This is a genomic window from Amycolatopsis plumensis, from assembly GCF_042652605.1.
In the GTDB taxonomy this organism is placed as follows: domain Bacteria; phylum Actinomycetota; class Actinomycetes; order Mycobacteriales; family Pseudonocardiaceae; genus Amycolatopsis; species Amycolatopsis plumensis.
The window spans coordinates 2476707-2500329 of the sequence record NZ_JBHSJY010000001.1 but is presented as its reverse complement, the minus strand read 5'-3'; the positions used below and the strand labels follow the sequence as shown (position 1 = coordinate 2500329).

Sequence of the window (23623 nt, the reverse complement as noted above, 5' to 3'; positions counted from 1 at the left end):
GCCCCACCATAACCAGCGAACGTGCGCGGAGGGAAGCCGGGCCGTGGTGGAACTGTTACCCGGTCAGTTACTTGTGGGTAGCAATCGGCGGGACACCGTGCGAAACTGCGGGCATGGGTGAGCACGCAGAGTCGTCGTCGGAGGAAACGCGCGTTTCGCGGCGCGCCGCCGTCGACTGGCGCCAGACCGGGGGCAAGGTGGCCTCGCTGGTGGCGTCGATCGTCCGCTGGGTGGGCTTGATCTTCGCCGCGTTCCTGGTGATCCACGTGATCTTCACGGTCGGCTCGGCGAACCCGGCGAACGGCATCGTCTCGTTCGTGAAGTCCTGGGCGGACAGCCTGGCCCTCGGCTTCGGCGACCTGTTCACGCCGAGTGACGAGAAGCTGCGCGTGCTGGTGAACTACGGGATCGCGGCGATCTTCTGGATGGTCGTGTCGGGCATCCTGGCCAAGGTCATCCGCCGGGTGGGCGGGGCTTCATAGCGCCGGCTCGCCCCACTTGCCGGTGAAGGCGAACTCCTCCAGCGGCAGCCGCACGCGGTCCGCCTTCTCGCGCTCGATCCGCCAGTCCTCCTCGAGGACGTCCGGCGACGCCGGCGACCCCACCGCGATCGCCACCTTCGGGACCGCGTCCTCCGGCAGCGAGAAGGCCGCGCGCACCGCGTCCGGCGAGAAGCCCGCCATCTGGTGCGCGATCAAGCCCAGCTCGACCGCCTGCAGCACGAGGTTCTCCGACGCCAGCCCGAGCCCGTACTCCGCGTACGGCACCGCGCCCTTCTCGTTCGTCGTCACCATCACGCCGATCAGCAGCAGGCTCGCCCGGTGCGCCCAGGCCTGGTTGCCCGAATTCAAGGTGCTCAAGATCGCGTCGAACGACGGCGTGCCCCGGACGCCCACCAGGTAGCGGGCCGGCTGGGTGTTGCCGAACGACGGCGCCCAGCGGGCCGCCTCCAGCAGGGCCCGTACCTGCTCGTCGGTGACCGAAGCGGACGAGTCGTAAGCCCGCGGGCTCCACCGTTCCGCCATCAGGGTTGCGATCGGGACGCTCGTCACAGCTGGTTTCCGCACGACCCCGACGATACCCAGGGCGTGCGCTGCATCACTCGGAAGGAAGGGCTCCGCGCATTTCGTTGGTGTTACGGAAGATTTACTTCCGAGACCGCCGCCGGACGGGTGCGCCCCACGTCAAGAGGGTGGCAGCCCGCCGCGGCCCCGGTAGGCTCCAGTTCAAATCATGGGACGCGGGGGCTCTCCGGTGCCCACCAGGGAGCCGCCCGGCCCGCGAGGAGGTTCGGGCGTGGCCCTCGTGGTCCAGAAGTACGGCGGATCGTCGCTGGAAAGTGCCGACCGGATCAAGCGCGTGGCGGAGCGGATCGTCGCGACGAAGAAGGCGGGCAACGACGTCGTCGTCGTCTGCTCGGCGATGGGTGACACCACCGACGAGCTGCTCGACCTGGCGCAGCAGGTCAACCCGGCGCCGCCGGAGCGGGAAATGGACATGCTGCTCACCGCCGGTGAGCGCATCTCGAACTCGCTGGTCGCGATGGCGATCGCGGCCCAGGGCGCCGAGGCCTGGTCGTTCACCGGTTCGCAGGCCGGCGTGGTCACGACGTCGGTGCACGGCAACGCGCGCATCATCGACGTCACCCCGAGCCGCGTCACCGAGGCCCTGGACCAGGGCTACATCGCGCTGGTCGCCGGCTTCCAGGGCGTCGCGCAGGACACCAAGGACATCACCACGCTGGGCCGCGGCGGCTCGGACACCACCGCCGTCGCGCTGGCCGCCGCGCTGAACGCCGACGTCTGCGAGATCTACTCCGATGTGGACGGTGTGTACACGGCCGACCCGCGGGTGGTGCCGGACGCGAAGAAGCTCGACACCGTCACCTACGAAGAGATGCTCGAGCTCGCCGCGAGCGGGTCGAAGATCCTGCACCTGCGCTCGGTCGAGTACGCCCGCCGCTACGGCGTCCCGATCCGAGTCCGTTCTTCCTACAGCGACAAGCCGGGCACGACGGTGACCGGTTCTATCGAGGAGATCCCCGTGGAACAAGCCCTGATCACCGGTGTGGCGCACGACCGCTCCGAAGCCAAGATCACGGTGACCGGGGTGCCGGACCACACCGGTGCCGCGGCCCGGATCTTCCGCGTGATCGCCGACGCCGAGATCGACATCGACATGGTGCTGCAGAACGTGTCCAGCACCGTCTCCGGCCGCACGGACATCACGTTCACGCTGTCGAAGGCCAACGGCGCCAAGGCCGTCAAGGAACTGGAGAAGGTCAAGGCGGAGATCGGCTTCGAGTCGGTCCTCTACGACGACCACGTCGGCAAGGTGTCGCTGGTCGGCGCCGGGATGCGCTCGCACCCGGGTGTCACGGCGACGTTCTGCGAAGCGCTGGCCGAAGCCGGCGTCAACATCGAAATCATCAACACCTCGGAGATCCGCATCTCGGTGCTGATCCGGGACGCGCAGCTCGACGACGCCGTGCGCGCGATCCACGAGGCGTTCGAACTCGGCGGCGACGAAGAAGCCGTCGTCTACGCGGGGAGTGGTCGCTGATGGCGGACGGGCTGCGGGTCGGGGTGGTCGGCGCGACCGGCCAGGTCGGTGCGGTGATGCGCGAGCTGCTGGCGGAGCGGGAGTTCCCGGTCGCCGAGTTGCGCTACTTCGCTTCGGCGCGCTCGGCGGGGTCGAAGCTTCCCTGGCGTGACACGGAAATCACGGTCGAGGACGCCTCGACGGCGGACGTGTCCGGTTTGGACATCGCGCTGTTCTCCGCGGGCGGGTCGACGTCGAAGGCGCAGGCCCCGCGGTTCGCGGCGGCCGGGGTCACGGTGATCGACAACTCTTCGGCGTTCCGGATGGACCCGGACGTGCCGCTGGTCGTCAGCGAGGTGAACCCGCAGGCGATCAAGGAGGCGCGCAAGGGGATCATCGCGAACCCCAACTGCACCACCATGGCGGCGATGCCGGTGCTGAAGCCGCTGCACGACGAGGCCGGCCTGGTCCGGCTGGTGGCGTCGACGTACCAGGCGGTGTCCGGCAGCGGCCTGGCCGGCGTCGACGAGCTGGCGGGCCAGGTGCGCGCCGCCGCGGAGCACGCGTCCCTGCTGACCCACGACGGCGCGGCGATCGAGTTCCCCAAGCCGGAGAAGTACGTCCGCCCGATCGCGTTCAACGTCCTCCCGATGGCTGGGTCCATTGTGGACGACGGCGAGCTGGAGACGGACGAGGAGAAGAAGTTCCGCAACGAGAGCCGCAAGATCCTGAGCATCCCGGGTCTCGGCGTCTCGTGCACCTGCGTGCGCGTGCCGGTGTTCTCGGGGCATTCGATCTCGGTGAACGCGGAGTTCTCGCAGCCGTTGTCCGTCGAGCGCGCGACGGACCTGCTGGCGCAGGCGCCGGGTGTCGAGCTGTCGGAGATCCCGACTCCGCTGCAGGCGGCGGGCAACGACCCGAGCTACGTCGGCCGGATCCGCGTGGACCAGGGTGTCGAGGGCGGGCGCGGGCTGGCGCTGTTCATCTCGAACGACAACCTGCGCAAGGGTGCGGCCCTCAACGCCGTGCAGATCGCGGAGCTGGTGGCCCAGCAGCTCTGACGACGTTCCGAAGGCCCCTCGCCGAGCCCGGCGAGGGGCCTTCACGCGTCCCGGCCCGCTTTCCGGCAGGCCTGGGACCGCAGGGCGGCGAACTGCTTGACGGGATCCGCGGACCGCGTGACGTCGGTCGTGAAGTTCCAGACGTAGCCGTCGGCGTGCCCGCCGAGCTGCCGGAACTGGGCGACGGCCTCGTCGTGGCGCCCGTTGTGGTGCAGTGCGTAGATCGCGTAGCCGCGGTCTTCCCGGGTGGCGGGGTGTTCGGCGCCTTCGCCGTCCAACCAGGGCAGGGCCGTGTCGAGGGCCTCCTGGACGTACCTGCTGCGCCAGATCGGCGTGCCCTCCATGGCCATTTCGAAGGCCGCCTGCAGGGGCAGGGGCGTCAGCGACGGCGCGATGGCCGCGGCGCCGGACGCGAAGTCGAGCAGGCGTTCTTCGGTGCCGTGCCACTTCGGGCACCAGTACTGCAGGGCGCGGTTGTGGCCGGGACGGTGCGCGGGCGCGCGGACGAGCAGACCCGACCAGATCCCGTCGAACTGCTGGTACCGGACTTCGAGCCCCTTGCAGACGGTGACGAGGGTCGCCCACGGCGTCGGATCCGCTCCGGCGAGTTCGGCTGCCTTCCAGGCGGTGTCGTGGGCGTATTCCAGCAACTGGAGGAAGGGCCCGAACTGCTGGCGACTGGTGTGCCGGGCGCGCGCGGCGCCCCGCCGCTGCCAGGCCAGGGCGACGAACGTCTGCGCCTGCACGACGGTGGCATCGGCATCCGCTTCCCGCTCGGCGAGCCAGTCCCACAGCCACTGCCGTTCGGTCGTGGCGGTGGTGGCGGCGGCCGCAGAGCACCCGGTTCTTCAGAAGGTCAGGCCGGTGTATCCGCCAGGTTGTCCACAGCGGCCGCCGGTTGTGGACAGCTCGGGGTCTGAGCGTCGGAAAACGGCTTTTCGTCGGTAGCCGCCGATAGACTGGCCAAGGGGACGCCCCCCAGGGAAGGGCGGGGGAGTTGCCGGTGCCGCGCCCTCCACAGTGGACGATCGGAAAATCGCCTTGTCCGATTCGCTCTCGAGAGGGATCCTAAGCCTCGTAATCAGGTCAAGGGGAGGAAACATGTACACCGCTGTCGAAGGGGCCCGCGTCCCGATCCGGATGTGGGCGGATCCCGCGTCGGTCGAAGAGCAGGCCATGCGGCAGCTGCAGAACGTCGCGAACCTGCCGTGGGTGCCCGGTTGCTGAACGTACACTACTTCTCGCCCGATGGCCTGAAGTGCTCCTGACCAGCACTTTCGGGGCGGAGCGGGGGCACCGCGCGCGTGCGACGATGCCCCCGCGTGACGATCCGTGCTAGCGCGCCAGGCGGAAGTGGGCGTAAGCCGTTGCTGCGTCGCTCAGCCGTGTTGCCCCCGGGAACGGCGTGGTGACGGCTCGGTACGCCCACAGCCCCGCCACGTAGCAGGCGAACGCCGTGACGGCATGTTCCGTGCCAGTCGACCAGCGTGGCACGGACGCTCCCCACACCTCGGCCTCACGCGGTTCGAAGCCTGCCGCGATGAGGCGCACGACCATGAAGGCCGTATCGACCCACGGCGCACCTGAGGCCGGTCGGCCCCAGTCGATCACGCGTACCGAATCGCCGTCGATCATGAACTGGTGTTCGTGAAGATCGGTGTGAAGCAGGGCGTCTCCGCCGACCAGCTCCGGTGTGTGACGGCACGCGGCGGTCAGCTCGTCGATGTCGAGCCCGTCTGCCCTTTCCGGAGCTTCTACCGCGAACTTCTGCCACCAGTCCGTCTTCGCCCACCGGATCGTCAGGGGCTGAGTGCTACCGCCGGACAGGCTGTTCAACTTCGCCAACACCGAACGCACGACGTTGAGATCATCCGACTCCGGTGACAGGTCGGCCGGACGACCGTTGAGGTACTCGAAACCTGCCACGAACCACAGAGCGTCAGCGTCCACGTCTTCGCTGAAGCAGGCGGCCGGTGCTACGCCTGGAGCGAGAGGCCCGGCCTCTACCTCGTTGCGGAGCCACCGCATTTGCGGGCTGACTCCCCGGACGCCTTTCAGGAAGACGTCGCGTTCCTCGCTACGAAGAACGAGGGCCAGATTGCAGTTCTGACCCTGTTCGACGTGTCGCACGACGGTAACCGGTCCCAGATGGCTTTGGACCGATTCACGAACCACGTCGGGAAGTTCGTGCCACTTGAAGCGTGTCATCACGCCGAGACCGTAGCAGCGCCGATCAAGTGGTGGTGACATCCCGTGTCGCCGCCGGAATGAGTGCACCCGTCCGTGCACTGGTTGCAGTCGGCGGACGCGGTCCAGAGCGGGAGGTCGACCGAGAATCCTGCCTCCCGGATGGCATTCATGGTCACGCTGATCGATTCGACCGCGGTGCGGTTCGTCGAAATTCGTCCTGTATCGGTTGGCTCGTGGTGAATGAAGTGGCCTGCGATGCGCTCGCAGAAATCGGCGTATTCGCGGGTGTAGAGAATGAATGTGTGCCAGCCGATGTCGACGGCCTCGCTCGGAGAAAGCGGCTCGCGCGACTTGGCGCAGGTGGCCAAGAATGCCAGCGCCTGATCCATGATTCGGGTTGCTCGTTCGGTCGACACGTCCTGCTCTTTGGTGATCTTGCGGACCAGTCGCTGAAACATTTCCTCATTGACGAGGCCCTGTCCGGTCCGATCTTCGACGGCGATGGTCATGTCCCCTCCTAGGGATTAGTTTTTCAACGGAAATTTGTGGATATATCTGTGGTGTCGACCTGGATACTAGTCATCGTTTGTCGTCGCTGAGTGGCGTAGCGACTCTGGGGCGAACTTCTGCCCGCTACTTCCTCGGTGGACGTCTCAATCGTCGCGGGGCACCGGGATGGCCGGGTGGGATTGCCCACCCCATGTATCGGCGAAACTCGAAATCGCATCTAGCGCATTGGGTCGATATGCCGTGCTGGTTTCTGCTCGTTCGCGACTCGTAGGAAGCGATGGCTTGACGGCCACAGAGCATAGTGAGAGTTACTCCCGGAGCCGGTACGGCGTTCAGTTGGATGCGGTGCCATTGACCATTGATCACCGGGTGAATAGAGCTTAGTTCCAGATAGATGAATCCGTTGGGAAGATTCATCATGCACCCCGTGCCGACGAGTTGTGTCGGTCTCGAAGTCGCGCGTCGATTAGCCTGGCTAGAATGGGTCCAAGGTAGTTCGGCCCGAAGAGGGCGCAATTCTCAGCCCGATGCCGGCTACGGACGCTGTTTTCGCCGCAATTACCTAGGTTGGATACCTGCTGGACCAGGATTCGGCGCGTAGTGCAGATCCGACCAGTGACGCACATTGAATCGGCGGTATACGTTGCTCCACAAATGGCATGGAACCCGCCGCCTGCGCGGATATGTTCGGCGAACATGTCCACCGTCATCGCGTGCTCGATGCTGGACGAACCGGACACTACCCATGTCCAGTGCTGTTGCCGCCCTGACATTGGTCGCCTCCCTCCGGTTCCGATCAACCATCGCGCAGGTGTCCATGCCAGGTCCAAGGCCTCTCAGGCACATGCGAGCGAGAAAAATGACAACCAGGCATAATGACCGCTCAGAGGGGGTACACCCCGAGCGCGGCAGGCCCCAGGACGAAGCGAGCTTCACCAGAAGGGACGACTTTGATGCAGAATGACCGTCCATGGTTGTCCTCAAGAGTCGCGGCGGAGTTTGAACTGGACACGTCGTTGATAGCCGAAGCTCTCAAGTCGTTTCGGAAAGCGCGAAGCCTGACTCAGGCGGACTTGGCGCAGATGCTCAGTATTGACCAATCTTATCTGTCAAAAATCGAGAATCAGAAGCGAAAAATTTTCGATATCGAGTTGATTTTGAGAATCGCAACTCAGCTGGATATTGATCCTGAAGAGCTTGGAATTGCCAGAACCATTCTGGAGCCAGTGAAGCCGCCAAGTAAATCTGCTCTGGTTGGGCAAGTAGACCCGGTGGTCGAAAGTCAGAACTCGTGGCGGCGGGCTCGGCGCTACCTAAATAAGAACCGAGGCGGGCTTGCGCAGGCCGCGAAGAGCCTATACAGCGCAGACGCGAGAATCGGTGACTCGCCCCTTCTTGCGCTAAAGAAGTGGATTCCCGCTGAGCCCATTGATCTATCTGAAATATCATTGAATTGGTCGGATTCAGTGGCTCCGCTTGCGGTGACGGGCGCAGAGCCGGAGGCGCATCCCTTACTGCCCTTGAGTGGTCCCGGTCGGCGATTTGGCAGATACACGACGGCTATCAAGTACTTGGATCCGCCTGCGCTGTTTGAGAACCGGTCCAGTTATCGAATGCTTGATTGTGATCTGAGTGGGTCTGCGCCGACCATGAATTTCGGGCTGGGTACATACTTTGATAAACTCGATGTGTCAGAAGCGATCGCGCATGAAATGGCAATTTCGGCATCCTGGCGGGCGGCCAAAGGGAGGGTCAATTGGGCTGACCTGCCTCTGCGTGGGCTCGTCGGCAATCCGTTCGATCTTGAGCGCAGGGCGCTTATGCCTGCTATTGAAACTCTCACCATTCGGCGTGGTGCGGGGTCCGATGCTCCGACGTTCTTGCTTCATTGGCGCGATCCGCAGAAAGTCGCAACTGCGGGGGGAATTTACGGCCTTATTCCGGCGGGAGAATTTCAGCCGTCAACTATTGCTTCTTTCGATCGACGGAACGACTTTGACCTTTGGAAAAACGTTGTGCGGGAGTACTCCGAAGAGGTTTTGGGTGAGCCTGAACGAGACGGTTCCCAGGCGGAGCCGCTCGACTACGATTCGTGGTCGTTTTATGTGCAGCTTTCGGAAGGGCTGGAAGACGGTAACATCTCGGCTTATTGCCTTGGAATGGGCCTAGATGCGCTAACGCTAACGGCGACTATTCTAACGGTTGTCGTGTTTGACGGGGAAATCTTTGACGCGCTTTTTGGAAATGCTGTCGAAGTAAACCCTGAAGGTGCTTTGGTGGCCGCTGTGGATTCCTCCAAGGTAACGGACGGACTGCCTTTCAATGAGGAGACAGTGAAGCGTCTCCTTTCGAAGGAGCCAATGGCGTCGCCAGGCGCTTGCATTTTGGATCGCGCTTGGCGGTTTCGGCATCAGATCATCGAGAAATGAGGCGCCTGTGCTCGACTATCGCTTCTTCTTCTTCTTCTTCCCCTTCTTCGTAGAAAGCAAATTTGGATAATAAATAATTGCCTCCCGCCTGAATGGCGGGAGGCAATTAGCTACTTGGCAATGCGCACAGTGCCTGTAGTACCGGGGCGATCTCGGTGGAGTAGCAGAATAGGCGTGGCTCGCAAGGTGTGGCGACGAACATCGCGGTAAAATTCATGGATCTTGTCGCGCCACGCGAAGGCGTCTTCGTCGGTGGCTCCCATGTCGTCGCCAGGCCATACGACGGGAATTACGAATGCCTCACACGTCGCACACAGCGCCACGGTGTCGCGATGGCGATCGACGGTCCAGAACGCGGCGCAACGCTCGCATCGGGCTTCGATAAGGTCTTCGGACGCGAGCCCGCGTCGCCTGCGTGCAGGCTGGCGAGTGTCAGCGATGACGAGTTGAGGAGGGGTGACGGCACCCCAGTCCCAGTATCGGTGTGGCCACCTCACGCGGTCACCCGCAGTGTCTGCACGGCGGTCTTGTCGGCGATCACGGCGTCGGTGACGCGGGCGGACACGGCGATGCGGACCAGGTCGGCTTCGAAGTCGCCCGGGACGTTCTCGGCCAGCCGGATCGTCGGCTGTGTCCGCACCCCGATCCCGACCATGGCCCCGTCCAGGATGACAGCGCTCCCAGGCTGCGCGCCGTGGACGTGGACGATCGGGGGGGAGCTGGTCGCGCTGGTCTCGGGTGAGGGTGTCGCGCAGGTGGTGGCGCACGTCGCCGGACACCAGCACTGCGGTTGCCTCGCCGTGGGCTTCGATCCGGGCCATGGCGGCCGAGATCTCGCGGTAGGTGAGCGCAGGCAGTCCGGCAACTTCGGTGGTGGTTCCTTGCGCGATAAGCCCGTTGAAGGGCTCTGGGGTGCCGGTAAGGCCGTGCAGCAGAGCGGCATCGGTGGTGCGGCCGACGTCGTTGAGACAGGCACGCTCGAACGCAGCCGCCACGGTCGGACCGAAGTCCTGGCGCACGTCTTCAGGGAATCGGCGCTGAATGCCGATCTTCTCCGCACGACGCTGCGTCGTGAGTGCGTCGAGATCGATATCGGCCAGTGGGAACCGGCCAGCGGCAGGCACATACGCGGCGGCGTCGTGGTCGGCGGCGGGCGCAATGACCGGGACGCGCACATGGGTGCCCCGGTCGAACGGCGCGAGGGTGACGGCTGCGAGCACACGCGAGCGGTAGTCGCGGTAGGTCAGCGGCCGACTCATACTCAGATCGGCTTCAGCGGCCGGAGTGGTAGCTAGCGACCGTGCGGTCAGTTCCTCGCCGCCTTCGTTCGAGCGGGAGGCGAGAAGTGTAGAAAGAGGAATGCCGAATATCGCGGCGCGAGATTGGGTGGCAGCAGGCAACGGCGTCTCCCTGGCGTGCAGAATCCGCGCGAGTGCACGCGACGGAAATCTGGAAGTAGTGGGCATAACTCGGCGCGCGGGTCCAGGAATGAACACGACGTATCCGCGTGGCACGATCCGGCGTTCTACTAATTCGACAAGGTCGCGGCCGGCGTCGGTGTTGGGAATTTCGAATGCGAACCGGTCTTCGAGAACTGCGAGCGTTTCCCCGTCCAGTCTCGCGAGCGGCTTCCCAATGTCTCCGCCTACTGTCGCCACCACATCGACGTAAGTCCGGCGCAGTGCAGGTAGCGCGGGATCGGCCCCAATCAGACAGACGGCTCCGTCGGCATGAACGAGCGAAACGTCGGCAATCAATGCACGATCACCCGTCTTCCATTGCGTTTACCATGGCATGAATCCGACTTCTGTCTCTCTTGTGAGCGTTAAGGGCCGTTTAGTGACCTGTGGAAATAGAGATCGCGCGCCTTTGACGTGCGCAAACGGGGTCGAAAAAAAGGAAACGCACTCAGGGCGTGTTCAAAAAGGGGCCGGGGTGTCCTTGCCGCGCCGTGGCGCTGAACTTTCGCCCCACCTTCCCCGTCGAGCGCGCATCGGAAATTTTCAGGAAAAGAGCGTGAAGGATCGCAGGATGAAAGTGGGTTGGGCCTGCCTGTCCTAGCTCTGCGGCCTGAAGATCCGGCGCGTGTTCTCGTCTTCGGTCTTGTCCCTGTGGCACGCGGTGCAGAGCACCTGCACGTTGCCGGGCTCGTCGCGTCCGCCGTCACGCAGTGGTCGGATGTGGTCAACCTGCACGGCCCGAGAGGGGAACGTATGGCCGCAGGCGTGGCACCTTGCCCTACCTGTGCGGTTGATCGCTCGTCGCACTGCTTGCCGGACGCGGTCACCAGCGGCACTGCGGTGCCCGCCCCCGCAGCGTTCGCAGTGAGCGGCACCAGGGACAGCTACCCCGGGGCATGTCATGCACGCACGTCGCAGCATGACGTGCCCCCGGGCCTGTTGTGGTGCTCTACCTAGTTCAGTGGCGGTGGGGTGACACGCGACCAGGGCAAACCGGGCTGGTGTGGTGCACGCCACGCCGGGCAGTGTCGAAGTGTCGATATGAGCCCTGTTGTAGAACCCTTATAGAAGAAGCCTATATAAGAGGTAGAAACGACCGCATTTCGACACTTCGACACTCGACCTGGTCGCGCCGCTGCCCGTGTCTAAGCGGCATTCTTCCGCTGGGCGACAGCAGCGGCCTCGGTGATGCTCTTCGGCTGACGGGGGTGATGCGGCTCGGGCTCCCCGACCCACCAAAACGTCAGGCGGTCCAGGGTGGGCCTGCGTCCCCGGCCGGGTGCCTTGCCGATCCAGACGCGCTCGACCAGTAGTCCCAGAAGCTCGCGCTTGGCCGCAAGATCACTCGATTCCCATCCGGCTTCAAGTTCGTCCAGGACGTTGATGAAGCCGACATCGAGGGCTGATTTTTCGGGTATCGCGGCAAGCTCGCTTTCCAGTTGTGCGAGCCGCGCAGTGCTGCCCTCGTAACGCCGTTTGAATCGCTGTTCGCCCCGTGAACCCTGGAAAAGTCCGTTGAGCTTCTCTTCCTCAAGACGGTCGAGGAAATTCTCTTCGTCCGCGATTGCGCTGAGTAGCCTGGCTCGACGTGCCACTCTATCGGGGTGTTTTCGATCTGCCCAGCGTTCGGCGATTGCCATGACGGCGGGTGACTCGTAATCCAAAGCGGCGAGCCGCGTGAACATCGCGTCTACAACCATTTGTTCCAGTGCGGGACCCTGCATAGTGCATCCGGGCACTTGCCGCCGAACGTGTTTTGTCCCGTCTGGCATCGGTAGCGCGGGCGCAGGCTGCCGTGGGCGCGTACTGTGTCGAAGATGATCCGCGAGTCGCATTCACCGCAGGCGACATAGTCTTTCAGCAACCAGGTAGCCACCCTGCTGGTTTCATGTGACTTATTCGAAGGTGTAGCCGCTCGGCGTTTCTTGTGCTCAGGATCGGGGCCAAACATCTCGCACAGTCGTACCCAATCCTCAAGCTTCAGGATTTCTTCGCCCACGCGGATCGGCTCGCCCGTCTCGCTGTGCCGATAGATCTGACCGTCGTGAGGCATGAGTCCGACGATTGTGGGAGACAAAATAATTTGTCGAAGCGTGTTCCATTTCCATGAATTTACGGACTTGAGCGGTTTTTCTCGCAGCTTCTGCGCCTTTAGTGGTTCTCCCTTTGCCTCCAGGGTTAGGATGCGTTCCTTGCGGTTGGCCCACATCGGTGCGTCGTAGCCCTGACGGTTGAGCCACTGGATAACTTCCGTTCCGGTCTTGCCTTTCAGGAGTTGAGCGCACGCCTTGCGTAGCATCGGGGCTTCGCAAGGGTGCGGTGTCAGCTTTCGCTCCGGCGTGATCCGGTGACCGGTCGGGCGAGACCCCATCCAGCGCCCCGCGTCGCGCTCAAACGCTCGCAGGTCGGCAACGCGAATCGAAGTGTTCTTCGATTCTTTGTGCGCTTGCTGTGCAGCGATCACAAGCTGAATTTCCCAGCCCTCGTTGACCGAGTCGATTCCGTCGGTGATCGAGATGAAGCGGCACCCGGTGGAGTACACGATCTTGATGATCTCGGAGGCTGCCGCGATGCCTTGACGGGTGGCCCGGTCGACCTTGTAGACGATCAGGACGTCGGCGCGACCTGTGCGCATGTCCTCCAAGGCTTCATCGAACCCGGGGCGCGACACGTTCGGGTCGTACCCCGACTTGTCTTCGTCTTTCGACACGACTACTTCGGTCGCTCCGAGCGCGTCCGCCTTGGTGTGGCCTGCCTTCTCTTGCCGGGCGATCGACGTCGACGTGTCCGTCAGGTCGGAGATCCGCAGGTACAGGCGGACCCGAAGCGACTTCTCCAGCCTCGCGAGTGAGGTCACAATGTTCTCCCTTCCCCCGCCTTGTTCAGTGGCGGGAAGGGGCACGAAGGGGACATGTACGTCCCGCAATCCGGCGTGCACGGTGTCGCCGTGATGCCCGACGTCCACTACGGCAAGGGCGCCACCGTCGGCAGCGTCATCGCCATGCGTGACGCCGTCTCGCCCGCCGCCGTCGGGGTCGACATCGGGTGCGGGATGAGCGCTGTCCGGACGTCGCTCACGGCGAAGGATCTGCCCGACGACCTCGGCAAGCTGCGCCGGCGCATCGAGTCGGCCGTGCCCGTCGGCTTCGGGCTGCACAAGACGCCCGTGAACCCGGCGAAGGTGCACGGCGTCGGCGGCTGGGACGCGTTCTGGAAGCAGTTCGGCGACCTGCACAGCGGCGTCCAGGAGCTGCACGACCGGGCCGCGCGGCAGATCGGGAGCCTCGGCGGCGGGAACCACTTCATCGAGGTCTGCCTCGAGCAGGGTGGCGCCGACGAGGGCCGGGTCTGGCTGATGCTGCACTCGGGTTCGCGCAACATCGGCAAGGAGCTGGCCGAGCGGCACATGGCCGTCGCGCGCAAGCTGCCGCACAACGCCGACCTGCCCGATCCCGACCTCGCGGTGTTCGTCGCCGGCACGCCGGAGATGCAGGCCTACCGGCGTGACCTGTTCTGGGCGCAGGACTACGCGGCGCGCAACCGCGCCACCATGGTCGCGCTGGTGAAGCAGGCGGTGCGCGACGAGCTCCCGCAGGTCACCTTCGACGACGCGATTTCGTGCCACCACAACTACGTCGCCGAGGAGACCTACGACGGCGTCGAGCTGCTCGTCACCCGGAAGGGCGCGATCCGCGCCGGATCGGGTGACCTCGGGATCATCCCGGGCAGCATGGGGACCGGTTCGTACATCGTCCGCGGGCTGGGCAACGACTCGTCGTTCCAGTCGGCTTCGCACGGCGCCGGGCGGCGGATGTCGCGCAATAAGGCGAAGAAGCTCTTCACCGCCGACGACCTGGCGGCGCAGACGGCCGGCGTCGAGTGCCGCAAGGACTCCGGCGTGGTCGACGAGATCCCGGCGGCGTACAAGGACATCGAAACGGTGATCCGCGCGCAGACGGACCTCGTCGAGGTGGTCGCGCACCTCAAGCAGGTGGTCTGCGTCAAGGGCTGACGGTACCTTGGCGCCATGACGAGGGGTGGGATCACGGCCGCGCTGCTGGCTTCGGCCGCACTGCTGCTGAGCGGGTGCAGCGAGGTCGGCAACGCGGTCGACCAGGGGGGCTGGACGGCGGACAAGGTCGCGGCGTGCACCGAGGCACTCGGGCTCGCCGACCTGAACCCGCTGGTCGACCCGGCCCGGCTCCAGGCGCGCGCCGAGGACAAGGAGCGACGGCTGCGCGAGCTCGCGGGGAACGTCCAGGACCAGGACGTCAAGAACGCGCTGCTCGGCATGGCCGACTCGTACGTCCAGGTGCAGAAGGAACACATCGAGGACGCCGGCGTCGTCGCCCAGTGGGTGCAGCGCAACCTCACGAAGCTCGACGCGCTCCGCGCCGCCTGCGGTTAGCGAGGCCTCCCCTCGTGAGTGGTAAGGCGGGTTCTAACCCAATGCCACTTAGCTTGTGTTGATCATGCGGCGGTGGTGAGGGTGATGGTGGCGGGTCCGTTGTGGTGGGTGCCGGTGTCGGTGGGTTTCTTAATCCGGTATGCGGTGTGGCGGGCTCGTTTGACCACGCGTGGGTAGGTTCTGTGCCGGCGTTGCGGGTTGAGGTGACGGCGGGTGGTGATGGCGGTGGTGAGTGTTCTGGTCTGCTGGTTAGGGGGAAAAGGCCGCCGGGCCGGAGGTGGTCTGGCGGCGAACGAGGCGGACGGTGCGCAGGAATTTGACCCGGTCGGGGTCGATGTCGGCTTCGGTGGCGGCTCGGCAGATCAGTGTGCTGATGGCGTAGTGGGTGAGCAGGTAGCCGTAGATTTCCTGGCGGATCATGTCCGGGCTTTTCGATCGCAGGACCCGGCCGGGGCCGCGGAGGTGGGTTTTGAGCTGGTCGTTGCCGGTCTCGTGCTCCCAGCGCTGGTGGTAGGCCTGGGCGAGTATCTCGGCCGGGGCGTCGGCGGGATCGCCGATGGTGGTGATCACGCGGATCACCTCGTCCGGGTCGGGTCCGCGGTCGGGCACGGTGTACTCGATCACGCGCACCACGGTCGCCTCGGCGGGGTCGAGGTCACCGCCGTCGCGGGCGGTCTGCAGGATCTCGGCGCGGCGGGTGGTGCTGCGCACGGTCTTGTTGATCAGTACCGACAGGTAGGATCCGTCGTCCAGATCCATCAGCTTCGGGGTCTTCACCGTGGCGGGCAGCCGCCAGAGCAGGGCCGCGCCGGTGGCGGCCGCCTTGCTCCAGTCCTGGTAGCTGTAGAAACCGGAATCGGCGATCAGCAGCCAGTCCTCGGCCAGTGCGGGCCAGAGCCGGCGGGCCAGGGTCTGTTCGCCCTGGCGCTTCCCGCCGGTCCCGCGCCCGCCGATCCGGGTGGCCACGACTGCGTGGGAGGCGCACTCGGCGATGGTCAGTACCCGAACCTTTGCAAACGCGGATGCTTTCTCGCCGGTGCCGCCGGAATACCCGAACTCGGCGACGTTGGCGTCGGTGTCGGGGGCGTCCCACTCGAATCCGTCGATGCTCATCAGCCGCCATGGCCCCAGAAACGCGCCCTGGGTCAGCTCATCGGCTACCGGGACCGCGACCGTGTCGAACACCTCCGCCAGCGGCTCGGCGCCCAGCCGCTGGCGGGCCTGGGTGATCCCGCCTGTGGTGGGAATGTCCCAGCCCGGATCCCAGCATCCCCACGAGGCCAGCGTGCCGGCGAGGCGGGTCATGACCTCTTCGTAATCGTCGTCGGCGAACAACGACAGCGCCATCGCGTAGTACACCATCACGTGCGGGGGCAGTTTCCCGCCGGAGCGCTTCGCGCCCCGGCGGGTCACCGCGATCGCAGTGTCCACCGCGTCCCGTGGCACCGCCGTGGCCAGCACCCCCACCGACATCGAGTCCGCCCACCCGCCACCAATCCCGCTCACGGCAGCGACACTAACCAGCCAACCGACACCGCCAGAAGCACCACACCGACCAGCACAACATCAACTTAAGCTAAGCGGCATTGGGTTCTAACCCGCCTTACCACTCACGAGGGCCGCGGCAGGGTTTCGGCCAGCTCCGGTTCCGGGGCGGGTGCCGGGGTCCGGCGGCGGAGCAGGCCGGCCGAGGCGATCACCAGGCCGCCGAGGCCGGCCGCCGCGAAACCCCACTCCGGGCTCGAGTGGTCGATCGCGAAGCCGACCACCGGGCCGCCCACGGCCAGGCCGAGCCGGGTGAACGAGTCCTGCAGGCCCATCGCCTCGCCGCGGACCTGCGCCGGGGCGAGCCTGCTGACCGTCTCGGTCGTGGCCGCCAGCGTCGGCGCGCACAGCAGGTTGGTCGGGATCAGCGCCAGCATCAGCAGCCACCACGGGTGGTCCGCCAGGCCGACCGGCACCACCAGCAGCGCGAGCAGCAGCATCAGCACGCCCTGCGGCAGCGTCCGCTTCGCCGCGCCGTGCAGGATGCCGCCGAGGATCGACGCCGCGCACATCACCGCGATGACCAGCCCGGTCACGCCGAGATCGCCGTTCGCCCGCAGGGCCGCCAGCGTCGCCAGCTCGGTGCCGACGAGCACGAACAAGGCACCCCCCGCGATCAGCAGCGTCCCCACCAGCGGACCGGTGAGCCAGCTCCGCAGCGGCGGCCGCGGGCCGAACTCCTCCGCGGCGCCCGCCCCCTCGCGGATCGGCGGGTTCACCAGCCAGATCAGGAACGCCGTGCCGCCGAACAGCACGCCGAGCGCGCTCAGTGTCCACGTCGGGGAAAAAGCCGTGATGGCCGCGATGCCGGCCGCCGGGCCGATCATGAACGTCGCTTCGATCGAAATCGTGTCGAGCGAGTAGGCCGCGCGGCGCTGCTCGAGCGGCACGAGCGTGGCCAGCACCTGCCGGGCCAGTGAGCCCGCCGGCACCGAAAGCATCCCCGCCGGCACCGCGACCACGGCCAGCGCCTCGAAGGGCAGGTGGGGCGCGAGGATCCAGAACACCGTGGTGCCGATCCCGCAGACCGCGACGACCGGGCGCAGCCCGTACCGGTCGAAGCAGCGGCCGACCAGCGGCGCGCCGAGCGCCATCCCGAGCGTGACCCCGCCGCCGACCAGCCCGGCGGCACCGTAGCCGCGGCCGAGCCCGGTGACGATGTACAGCGTCAGCAGCACGCCGTTCATGGTCATCGGGAGGCGCGCCAGGAACATCAGGGCCATCGTCGAGGGAACGCGGGGCACGGAGAGCACCCGGCGATAGGGCTGCAGCGGCACGTCCTCGATGAGAACCCAAGGTGGTACGCGCGTGCAACTTATTTCCGCGCGGCCACCCCTGGCGCCGGAAAATTATGAGAGTTACTATCACTTGGTAGTCACTATCAAGTGGGGGTAGCTATGACTCAAGCGCATCCACGCAGGTGGTGGGCGCTCGGCGCGCTCGCGGTCAGCCTGCTGACCATCGGGCTCGACTTGACCGTGCTCAACGTCGCCGTGCCGACGCTGGCCGTCGACCTCGGCGCGACGACCACGCAGCTGCAGTGGTTCGGCAACGCCTACACGCTGGCCCTGGCCGCGCTGCTGCTGCCCGCCGGCCTGCTCGGCGACCGGTTCGGGCCGAAGAAGCTGCTGCTCGGCGCACTCACGGCGTTCGGGCTGGCTTCGCTGTGGTGCGCCTACGCCGGTTCCCCGGGCGAGCTGATCGCCGCCCGCGCCGGGCTCGGCGTCGGCGCCGCGTTCCTCATCCCGCTCTCGCTCTCGCTGCTGAACATCCTGTTCCCGCCGGAGGAGCGGGCGAAGGCCCTGACGACCTGGGTGATGGCGATGTTCGCCGGCATTCCGCTCGGGCCGCTGCTCGGCGGCTGGCTGCTCGACCACTTCGCGTGGGGCTCGGTGTTCCTCATCAACGTCCCGCTGACGGCGGTCGGTGTGGTCGCGGTGCTGTTCCTCCTGCCGCTCACCCCCGGCTCCGGTCGCGGCCGGATCGACTTCACGGGCATCGCGCTCTCAGCCGCGGGGCTGGTCTCGCTCACCTACGGCTTCGTCCACGCCGGTGAGCACGGCTGGGCCGATCCGGTGACGTACGGGCTGATCGGGCTGGGTGCCGCGCTGGTGGCGGTGTTCTGCTGGGCGCAGACGCGGGTGGCCGCGCCCCTCACCGACCTCGCGCTGTTCCGCGAGCCGCGGTTCGTCTGGGGCGCGGTGCTGGCCACGGTCGCGTCCTTCGCGCTGATGGGCCTGCTGTTCGTGCTGCCGCAGCTGTTCCAGGCGGTGCAGGGGGCCGACGCGCTGCAGACCGGCGTCCGGCTGCTGCCGCTGATCGGCGGGATGCTGGTGTCGGCGAAGGTCGCCGAACGGCTGGTCGCCGCGGTCGGCGTGCGCGCGGTCGTCGCGGGCGGGTTCGGCCTGCTCGCGGCCGGGCTGGGGTGGGGTTCGACGACGTCGCCGTCGGGTGGCTACGGCGCCACCGTGGGCTGGGAGCTCGTGATCGGCTTGGCCACCGGGGCCACGCTGCCGCCGCTGATGACGATGGCGATGGGCGCGCTCACCGAAGGCCGCTCCGGCGCCGGTTCGGCGTTGATCCAGGTGCTGCGCCAGGTCGGCGGCACCATCGGGGTCGCGGTGCTGGGCACGGTGCTCAACAGCGCCTACCGCGACGGCGTCGACGTCGGTGGCCTGCCGGCACCGGTCGCCGACGTGGTCCGCGGCAGCGCCTCCGGTGCGGTCGCCGTGGCCGGGCAGCTGCGCCGGCCCGAGCTGGCCGCGTCCGCGCGGGCCGCGTTCACCGACGGCATGGCCGCGACGCTGTGGGTGTGCGCCGGTCTCGGCGTCGCCGGGGCGCTGCTTGCGCTGGTGTTCCTGCCCGGCCGGACGGCGGCGGACGGGCGGCCGCGAGAATCGGAGCATGACGTCGTCGCCGGCTGAGCCCACCGAGCCCGTAGGACTGCGCGAGCGCAAGAAGGCCAAGACGCGGGCCGCGATCCAGCGGCACGCGTTGCGGCTGTTCGACGAGCAGGGCTACAGCGCCACGACGGTCGACCAGATCGCGGCCGCGGCGGAGATCTCCCCCAGCACCTTCTTCCGGTACTTCCCGACGAAGGAGGCGACGGTGCTTTACGACCCGTTCGACCCGCTGCTCGTCGAGGCCGCGGTCGCGCAGCCGCCCGAGCTGAGCCCGATCGGCGCGCTGCGGGCGACGATGAACTTCATCCGCGAGCAGCTGCCCGCCGGGGAGTGGGAGCGGGAACGACGGCGGCAGCGGCTCGTGTTCCGCGAGCCGGAGCTGCGCAGCGCGGTGATGGACAAGTTCGCCGAGGGCATCGACGTGCTGGCCGGCCTGGCCGCGCGGCGCACCGGCCGGGCCGCGGACGACTTCGAGGTCCGCAACTGGGCCGGCGCGGTGGTCGGCGTGGTCCTGGCCGCGTTCCTCGGCGCGGCGGCGGACCCGGAGGCCGACACGCTGGTGATCGTCGACCGCGCCGTCGCCCACCTGGAGGCGGGGATGCCGCTGTGAGCAGCGGCGAATTCCGGAATTGATTTCGCATTTCCCCGGCCCTCTCGCGGGAAACCGTGTGGGTGGCGGTGTGAGCGTGGGGAACGCCCCCATCTGGAGCAGTGGAGACGCGCGCTCCGACGGAGTGATGAAGCTAAATGATCACGGTTTACACTCGGGTGGGTTGCCGAAGCGCTCTACAGTGGACAGCGACTACCAGCAGTGATCCTCGGATTCGGTCATGATGATCTTCGGGGTGATGTTCGAGGTTTCGCGGTTAATCCGATGCGGGCCAGTTCAGGGCATTCAAATCCGGCACGTAAGGGTGTTAAACATTCCGAACCGGTGATCGGGTGGCCTGTCTCCGACACGGGGAGTATCGATTTACCTCGTCAGGTCTCGACGCCAGGAGGTAAGGAATGAAATTCGAGTTCGGGCGAACCATCGCCCTGGTGGCCGCCGGCAGTCTGCTGGCGGTGGCGACGGCGGGGATCGCGTCGGCGAGCCCGGAAGGGGGCAAGGGTTCCTCCGGTACCCAGGCCCTCGCCGCGCAGGTGCTCCAGATGCGTGACGACCTCACCAAGGTGGCGTACGCGGGTGACGTCGGTGCCACGCGGACCGACCTGGGTCAGCTGAGCCCGGTGCTCGCGGACATCGCGGCGGGCAAGCGCTACACGGTCCAGACCGAGACCGGGCAGCTGGCCGGCCTCGCCAAGGGCCGCGCCGACGAGTCCACCCGGCTGCTGGGCGACCCGGCGGCGAAGGCGCGGCAGATGCCGCCGTTGCCGCTGCCGCCGATCCCGGACCTGCCCGGTCCGCTGAAGATGGTCAGCGACCTCCTGAAGGCCCTGCTGGGTGCCCTGACCGGCATCCTGGGCGGCCTGCTCGGGTCCCTGCCGGTGCCGCCGCTGCCGATACCGGTACCGGGTTCGTAGCCACCGCGGGAAACCGGGGGACCAGGGCCCGGCCGCGGACATTTCTCCGCGCCGGGCTCCGGGTCGTTCCGGCCGGCGACGTTGCAGTGAATGACTCATTCCTGGCGTCGGACGCCAGGAATGAGTCATTCACTGCAGCCGGGCCCGGGTCAGTGCAAGCCCTGCCGGAGGGCGCCCGCCGTCTCCGCCAGCGCTTCGCGGAAGCGGGTGCCGACGCCGGTGAAGTTGATGAACCCGTGGATCAGGTCCTCGTGCCGCCGCAACGCCACCGGGACCCCCGCCTCACGCAGTTTCTCCGCGTACGCCTCGCCTTCGTCGCGCAGCGGATCGAACCCCGCCGTGACGACCAGCGCCGGCGGCAGCCCGCTCAGGTGCTCCGCGTGCAGCGGCGAGAGTCGCGGGTCGGTCAGGTCGGTGCCTTCGGGCACGTAGTGGCCTTCGAACCACTTCATGTGCACGTCGGTCAGGAACAGGTTCTCGGCGAACAGGTCCTGCGAGCGGTAGCGCCGCGCGAAGTCCGTCGCCGGGTAGATCAGCAGCTGGAAGGCCGGCACCGGGCCGCCGCGGCGCACCGCCTGCTGGGCCGTCACCGCCGCGAGGTTGCCGCCCGCGCTGTCGCCGCCCACCGCGATGCGGTCCGGGTCGGCGCCGAGGTCGCCCGCCTTCGCCACCGCGTACTCGAACGCCGCCAGCGCGTCCTCCGTCGCCGCCGGGAACGGGAACTCCGGGGCCAGCCGGTACTCGATCGACAGCACCCGCACCCCGGCGTGCTTGGCCAGGAACCGGGCGGCGTTGTCGTGGCTCGACCGGGTGCCGATCACCCAGCCGCCGCCGTGGAAGAACACCAGCAGCGGCGACTTCTCGGGCAGCCCGACCGGCGTGTAGAGCGTCGCCGGTAGGTCGCCATCCGGGGTTGGCACGGCGATCTCCCGCACCGAGACCGGCTCGATCGGCTTGCCGCTGACCAGGTGCCTGCCGGTGTCGAGCAGGGCCCGCGACCGCTCGACCGAGCCCTGCACCAGCTCGGCCCGGGCGATCTTCTGGAGCCGGAGGAGGAGCTGGGCGTCGAGCGCGAGGTCCTGGCCGTCGATGCGGACGGGCCGGCCCGCGACCGCCCGCCGCACCGGCGTGGGCAGCCAGAACGCGAGCTGCGAAGCGGCGGCTTGGGCGCGGACCGGGAGCGGGATCGCCATGGTTCCTCCATCAGCTTCGGGGCTGCACGGGAGGTTACTTGTCAGTAGGTAGCTGGTCCAGCTGTGACCGGCACCTCGGTCCCAGAGTCTGGTCCTCCAGTTAAGTAGAGGCGTTAGCCTGAAAACGTGACTTCAGCCAGGACGATCAACGTGCTCGGGATCGGCGGCTCTCTGCGTGAGGGCTCCCAGTCCGAACGCGCGTTGCAGATCGCGCTCGACGGCGCCGCCGAGGTGGGCGTCCGGACCCGGCTGCTCACCGGTCCCGAACTCGTGCTGCCCTTCTACGACGCCGGTGTCCCCGAGCGCGACGAGCGCGCCACCCGGCTGGTGGAGGCCATCCGGGAGGCGGACGGGCTCATCGTCGTCTCGCCGGGCTACCACGGCGCGCTGTCCGGCCTGGTCAAGAACGCCCTGGACTACGTCGAGGACCTGCGCGGGGACACCCGCCCGTACCTCGACGGCCGCGCGGTCGGCCTCGCCGCCGTCGCCTACGGCTGGCAGGCCGCGGTGACCACGCTCGAACAGCTCCGCACCATCACGCACGCCCTGCGCGGCTGGGCCACCCCGCTGGGCGGCTCGATCAACTCCGCCGAGACCAAGTTCGACGAGGCCGGCGACGCCTCCGACGAGAAGAGCGTCCGCACCCTTCGCCTGATCGGGCGGCAGGTCGCCGAATTCGCGGTGACGCGCGCCACATGAGGGTTTCGGGGGTTCCGGGTGGCGGAGCCCCCGGCTCGGGGCGGAGCCCCGATTCGGGCACAGACGTTTCGCCCTGGGGGCGCCGGGTACGTAATCAGACGTGATGCCTGCCATGTGGGGGCACCGTTCCGCGGGTGCGGGATGTTGTGCCCAGTGAGACGCTCGCTGTGGGGCGTCCGCGACAGAAGGCAGGCTGAGCATGGGTCAGGCGCTTTACACCGCGGTGGCGACGGCGCGCGGCGACGGCCGCAACGGCGAAGTGACGTCCTCCGACGGCGTCATCGACGAGTCGCTGGCCGTCCCGAAGGAGATGGGCGGGCCCGGTGGGGACAAGACCAACCCCGAGCAGCTCTTCGCCGCCGGTTACTCGGCCTGCTTCCACAGCGCTCTGCAGCTGGTCGCCCGCCAGGCGAAGGTGCAGCTGACCGACTCGACGGTGACCGCCGAGGTCAGCGTGCTCAAGCAGGAGGTCGGGTTCGGCCTCGGCGTCGCGCTGAACGTCTCGCTGCCGGGTCTCGACCAGGCCCAGGCCGACCAGCTGGTCGAGCAGGCGCACCAGGTGTGCCCGTACTCCAACGCGACCCGCGGCAACATCGAGGTCGCGCTCTCCGCCACCGTCTGACCCGCCACCCCCGGTCCGAACCAGTACGAGGAAGGATCACCACCAGATGAGCAAGTCTCCGATCAAGAGCCCGCTTTCCGAGGCCGACAAGGAGATCACCGGCAACGCCCTGCAGGCGACGCTGGTCGATCTGGTCGACCTGTCCCTCATCGCCAAGCAGGCGCACTGGAACGTCGTCGGGTCGAACTTCCGCAGTGCGCACCTGCAGCTCGACGAGCTCGTGAACACCGCGCGCCAGTACGTCGACGAGGTCGCCGAGCGCGCCAACGCCATCGGCATCTCGCCGAACGGCAAGGCCAAGACCGTCGTCGAGAGCTCGGGCGTGCCCGAGTACCCGGACAACTGGCAGTCGGTGGAGTCCACGGTCGCCGCGATCGTCGACATCCTGGCCGCCCTCATCGAGCGGCTGCGCGTGCGCATCGACGAGACCGACAAGAGCGACCTCGTCACGCAGGACCTGCTGATCGAGATCACCCGGGCGCTGGAAGAGGCGCACTGGATGTGGCAGGCCCAGCAGGCCTGATTTTCCCACCAAAGG

Annotated in this window: 23 protein-coding genes and 2 pseudogenes; 14 read left to right on the top strand and 11 right to left on the bottom strand. The window is 67.0% G+C overall.

Going from position 1 to position 23623, the window contains the following annotated elements:
- Positions 1-113 precede the first annotated feature (113 nt).
- Positions 114-482, top strand: coding sequence for a hypothetical protein (locus tag ACFPLC_RS11880; RefSeq protein WP_191312747.1), 369 nt, complete (start codon positions 114-116; stop codon positions 480-482).
- On the opposite strand, the gene ACFPLC_RS11875 is transcribed toward ACFPLC_RS11880, so the two are convergent.
- Positions 477-1067 (bottom strand): nitroreductase family protein, encoded by a 591-nt coding sequence (locus ACFPLC_RS11875; protein ID WP_378207960.1) that lies wholly within the window; start codon positions 1065-1067, stop codon positions 477-479. The genes ACFPLC_RS11880 and ACFPLC_RS11875 overlap by 6 nt on opposite strands.
- 229 nt (positions 1068-1296) lie before the next feature.
- On the opposite strand from ACFPLC_RS11875, the gene ACFPLC_RS11870 reads away from it, so the two are divergent.
- Positions 1297-2562 (top strand): aspartate kinase, encoded by a 1266-nt coding sequence (locus ACFPLC_RS11870; RefSeq protein ID WP_013230598.1) that lies wholly within the window; start codon positions 1297-1299, stop codon positions 2560-2562.
- Positions 2562-3602, top strand: a complete 1041-nt coding sequence (locus tag ACFPLC_RS11865; protein WP_378207963.1) for an aspartate-semialdehyde dehydrogenase — start codon at positions 2562-2564, stop codon at positions 3600-3602. The genes ACFPLC_RS11870 and ACFPLC_RS11865 overlap by 1 nt, the downstream gene beginning before the upstream one ends.
- Before the next feature lie 41 nt (positions 3603-3643).
- Here the strand turns inward: ACFPLC_RS11865 and ACFPLC_RS11860 are convergent, their stop codons facing one another.
- Positions 3644-4348 (bottom strand): hypothetical protein, encoded by a 705-nt coding sequence (locus tag ACFPLC_RS11860; protein WP_378207966.1) that lies wholly within the window; start codon positions 4346-4348, stop codon positions 3644-3646.
- Between the two features lie 355 nt (positions 4349-4703).
- Here ACFPLC_RS11860 and ACFPLC_RS11855 point away from each other — a divergent pair.
- Positions 4704-4823, top strand: a pseudogene (locus ACFPLC_RS11855) (RtcB family protein); the annotation flags it as partial.
- A 114-nt stretch (positions 4824-4937) separates the two neighbouring features.
- Here ACFPLC_RS11855 and ACFPLC_RS11850 read toward each other — a convergent pair.
- Together ACFPLC_RS11850 and ACFPLC_RS11845 are read right to left on the bottom strand one after the other, a co-directional pair.
- A complete protein-coding gene (locus tag ACFPLC_RS11850; RefSeq protein ID WP_378207991.1) occupies positions 4938-5810 on the bottom strand; it encodes a phosphotransferase in 873 nt (290 codons plus the stop codon).
- Positions 5810-6301: a glycine-rich domain-containing protein gene (locus ACFPLC_RS11845; RefSeq protein WP_378207969.1), complete on the bottom strand. Its 492-nt coding sequence runs from the start codon at positions 6299-6301 to the stop codon at positions 5810-5812. Before ACFPLC_RS11845 ends, ACFPLC_RS11850 begins: the two co-directional genes overlap by 1 nt.
- A gap of 954 nt (positions 6302-7255) precedes the next feature.
- Here ACFPLC_RS11845 and ACFPLC_RS11840 point away from each other — a divergent pair.
- Complete coding sequence (locus ACFPLC_RS11840; RefSeq protein WP_378207972.1) at positions 7256-8731, top strand: helix-turn-helix domain-containing protein; 1476 nt, start codon at positions 7256-7258, stop codon at positions 8729-8731.
- 493 nt (positions 8732-9224) lie between these two features.
- On the opposite strand, the gene ACFPLC_RS11835 is transcribed toward ACFPLC_RS11840, so the two are convergent.
- Positions 9225-9386 carry a hypothetical protein gene (locus tag ACFPLC_RS11835; RefSeq protein ID WP_378207974.1) on the bottom strand — a complete coding sequence of 54 codons (162 nt, stop codon included), beginning with the start codon at positions 9384-9386 and terminating at the stop codon, positions 9225-9227.
- A gap of 100 nt (positions 9387-9486) precedes the next feature.
- On the opposite strand from ACFPLC_RS11835, the gene ACFPLC_RS11830 reads away from it, so the two are divergent.
- The gene (locus ACFPLC_RS11830) at positions 9487-10026 is read left to right on the top strand and encodes a hypothetical protein (RefSeq protein WP_378207977.1); all 540 of its coding nucleotides are present in this window, start codon (positions 9487-9489) and stop codon (positions 10024-10026) included.
- A 762-nt stretch (positions 10027-10788) separates the two neighbouring features.
- Here the strand turns inward: ACFPLC_RS11830 and ACFPLC_RS11825 are convergent.
- The 3 genes from ACFPLC_RS11825 to ACFPLC_RS11815 all read right to left on the bottom strand — a co-directional run bounded on the left by ACFPLC_RS11825 (position 10789) and on the right by ACFPLC_RS11815 (position 13048).
- Positions 10789-11094: an HNH endonuclease gene (locus tag ACFPLC_RS11825; RefSeq protein ID WP_378236270.1), complete on the bottom strand. Its 306-nt coding sequence runs from the start codon at positions 11092-11094 to the stop codon at positions 10789-10791.
- Between the two features lie 242 nt (positions 11095-11336).
- Entirely contained in the window at positions 11337-11876 is a 540-nt protein-coding gene (locus ACFPLC_RS11820) for a hypothetical protein (protein ID WP_378235809.1), read from the bottom strand.
- A gap of 5 nt (positions 11877-11881) precedes the next feature.
- A complete protein-coding gene (locus ACFPLC_RS11815; protein ID WP_378235808.1) occupies positions 11882-13048 on the bottom strand; it encodes a recombinase family protein in 1167 nt (388 codons plus the stop codon).
- A gap of 75 nt (positions 13049-13123) precedes the next feature.
- On the opposite strand from ACFPLC_RS11815, the pseudogene ACFPLC_RS11810 reads away from it, so the two are divergent.
- Together ACFPLC_RS11810 and ACFPLC_RS11805 are read left to right on the top strand one after the other, a co-directional pair.
- Positions 13124-14203 (top strand): annotated as a pseudogene (locus ACFPLC_RS11810) (RtcB family protein); the annotation flags it as partial.
- 15 nt (positions 14204-14218) lie between these two features.
- Positions 14219-14599 carry a hypothetical protein gene (locus ACFPLC_RS11805; protein ID WP_378207988.1) on the top strand — a complete coding sequence of 127 codons (381 nt, stop codon included), beginning with the start codon at positions 14219-14221 and terminating at the stop codon, positions 14597-14599.
- Positions 14600-14848: 249 nt separating this feature from the next.
- Here ACFPLC_RS11805 and ACFPLC_RS11800 read toward each other — a convergent pair whose 3' ends face one another.
- Positions 14849-16105, bottom strand: coding sequence for an IS4 family transposase (locus ACFPLC_RS11800; protein ID WP_378235794.1), 1257 nt, complete (start codon positions 16103-16105; stop codon positions 14849-14851).
- 104 nt (positions 16106-16209) lie between these two features.
- Positions 16210-17358, bottom strand: a complete 1149-nt coding sequence (locus ACFPLC_RS11795) for an MFS transporter (protein ID WP_378203193.1) — start codon at positions 17356-17358, stop codon at positions 16210-16212.
- Positions 17359-17541: 183 nt separating this feature from the next.
- Here ACFPLC_RS11795 and ACFPLC_RS11790 point away from each other — a divergent pair, with 183 nt between their 5' ends.
- From ACFPLC_RS11790 to ACFPLC_RS11780, 3 genes are all read left to right on the top strand, one after another.
- On the top strand, positions 17542-19068 hold the full coding sequence (locus tag ACFPLC_RS11790) for a DHA2 family efflux MFS transporter permease subunit (protein WP_378203178.1): 1527 nt from the start codon (positions 17542-17544) through the stop codon (positions 19066-19068).
- Positions 19049-19657, top strand: coding sequence for an acyl-CoA-like ligand-binding transcription factor (locus ACFPLC_RS11785; RefSeq protein ID WP_378203175.1), 609 nt, complete (start codon positions 19049-19051; stop codon positions 19655-19657). The genes ACFPLC_RS11790 and ACFPLC_RS11785 overlap by 20 nt, the downstream gene beginning before the upstream one ends.
- Positions 19658-20055: 398 nt before the next feature.
- Positions 20056-20571, top strand: coding sequence for a hypothetical protein (locus ACFPLC_RS11780; protein ID WP_378203172.1), 516 nt, complete (start codon positions 20056-20058; stop codon positions 20569-20571).
- Positions 20572-20720: 149 nt separating this feature from the next.
- Here ACFPLC_RS11780 and ACFPLC_RS11775 read toward each other — a convergent pair whose 3' ends face one another.
- On the bottom strand, positions 20721-21764 hold the full coding sequence (locus ACFPLC_RS11775; RefSeq protein ID WP_378203170.1) for an alpha/beta hydrolase: 1044 nt from the start codon (positions 21762-21764) through the stop codon (positions 20721-20723).
- A gap of 150 nt (positions 21765-21914) precedes the next feature.
- Here ACFPLC_RS11775 and ACFPLC_RS11770 point away from each other — a divergent pair, with 150 nt between their 5' ends.
- The 3 genes from ACFPLC_RS11770 (at position 21915) to ACFPLC_RS11760 (ending at position 23608) form a co-directional block, all read left to right on the top strand.
- Positions 21915-22463, top strand: coding sequence for an NADPH-dependent FMN reductase (locus tag ACFPLC_RS11770; protein ID WP_378203190.1), 549 nt, complete (start codon positions 21915-21917; stop codon positions 22461-22463).
- 199 nt (positions 22464-22662) lie between these two features.
- On the top strand, positions 22663-23085 hold the full coding sequence (locus tag ACFPLC_RS11765) for an organic hydroperoxide resistance protein (protein WP_378203167.1): 423 nt from the start codon (positions 22663-22665) through the stop codon (positions 23083-23085).
- Positions 23086-23131: 46 nt separating this feature from the next.
- On the top strand, positions 23132-23608 hold the full coding sequence (locus ACFPLC_RS11760) for a Dps family protein (protein WP_378203164.1): 477 nt from the start codon (positions 23132-23134) through the stop codon (positions 23606-23608).
- Positions 23609-23623 lie beyond the last annotated feature (15 nt).

Bases quoted from the DNA above. Each gene is read 5' to 3' on its own strand.
- ACFPLC_RS11825 (WP_378236270.1), bottom strand. From the start codon at position 11,094: ATGACATGCCCCGGGGTAGCTGTCCCTGGTGCCGCTCACTGCGAACGC.
- ACFPLC_RS11790 (WP_378203178.1), top strand. From the start codon at position 17,542: ATGACTCAAGCGCATCCACGCAGGTGGTGGGCGCTCGGCGCGCTCGCG.
- ACFPLC_RS11805 (WP_378207988.1), top strand. From the start codon at position 14,219: ATGACGAGGGGTGGGATCACGGCCGCGCTGCTGGCTTCGGCCGCACTG.
- ACFPLC_RS11880 (WP_191312747.1), top strand. From the start codon at position 114: ATGGGTGAGCACGCAGAGTCGTCGTCGGAGGAAACGCGCGTTTCGCGG.
- ACFPLC_RS11760 (WP_378203164.1), top strand. From the start codon at position 23,132: ATGAGCAAGTCTCCGATCAAGAGCCCGCTTTCCGAGGCCGACAAGGAG.
- ACFPLC_RS11835 (WP_378207974.1), bottom strand. From the start codon at position 9,386: ATGGTCGGGATCGGGGTGCGGACACAGCCGACGATCCGGCTGGCCGAG.
- ACFPLC_RS11780 (WP_378203172.1), top strand. From the start codon at position 20,056: ATGAAATTCGAGTTCGGGCGAACCATCGCCCTGGTGGCCGCCGGCAGT.
- ACFPLC_RS11850 (WP_378207991.1), bottom strand. From the start codon at position 5,810: ATGACACGCTTCAAGTGGCACGAACTTCCCGACGTGGTTCGTGAATCG.
- ACFPLC_RS11785 (WP_378203175.1), top strand. From the start codon at position 19,049: ATGACGTCGTCGCCGGCTGAGCCCACCGAGCCCGTAGGACTGCGCGAG.
- ACFPLC_RS11775 (WP_378203170.1), bottom strand. From the start codon at position 21,764: ATGGCGATCCCGCTCCCGGTCCGCGCCCAAGCCGCCGCTTCGCAGCTC.
- ACFPLC_RS11845 (WP_378207969.1), bottom strand. From the start codon at position 6,301: ATGACCATCGCCGTCGAAGATCGGACCGGACAGGGCCTCGTCAATGAG.
- ACFPLC_RS11820 (WP_378235809.1), bottom strand. From the start codon at position 11,876: ATGTTCACGCGGCTCGCCGCTTTGGATTACGAGTCACCCGCCGTCATG.
- ACFPLC_RS11865 (WP_378207963.1), top strand. From the start codon at position 2,562: ATGGCGGACGGGCTGCGGGTCGGGGTGGTCGGCGCGACCGGCCAGGTC.
- ACFPLC_RS11765 (WP_378203167.1), top strand. From the start codon at position 22,663: ATGGGTCAGGCGCTTTACACCGCGGTGGCGACGGCGCGCGGCGACGGC.
- ACFPLC_RS11795 (WP_378203193.1), bottom strand. From the start codon at position 17,358: ATGTTCCTGGCGCGCCTCCCGATGACCATGAACGGCGTGCTGCTGACG.
- ACFPLC_RS11840 (WP_378207972.1), top strand. From the start codon at position 7,256: ATGCAGAATGACCGTCCATGGTTGTCCTCAAGAGTCGCGGCGGAGTTT.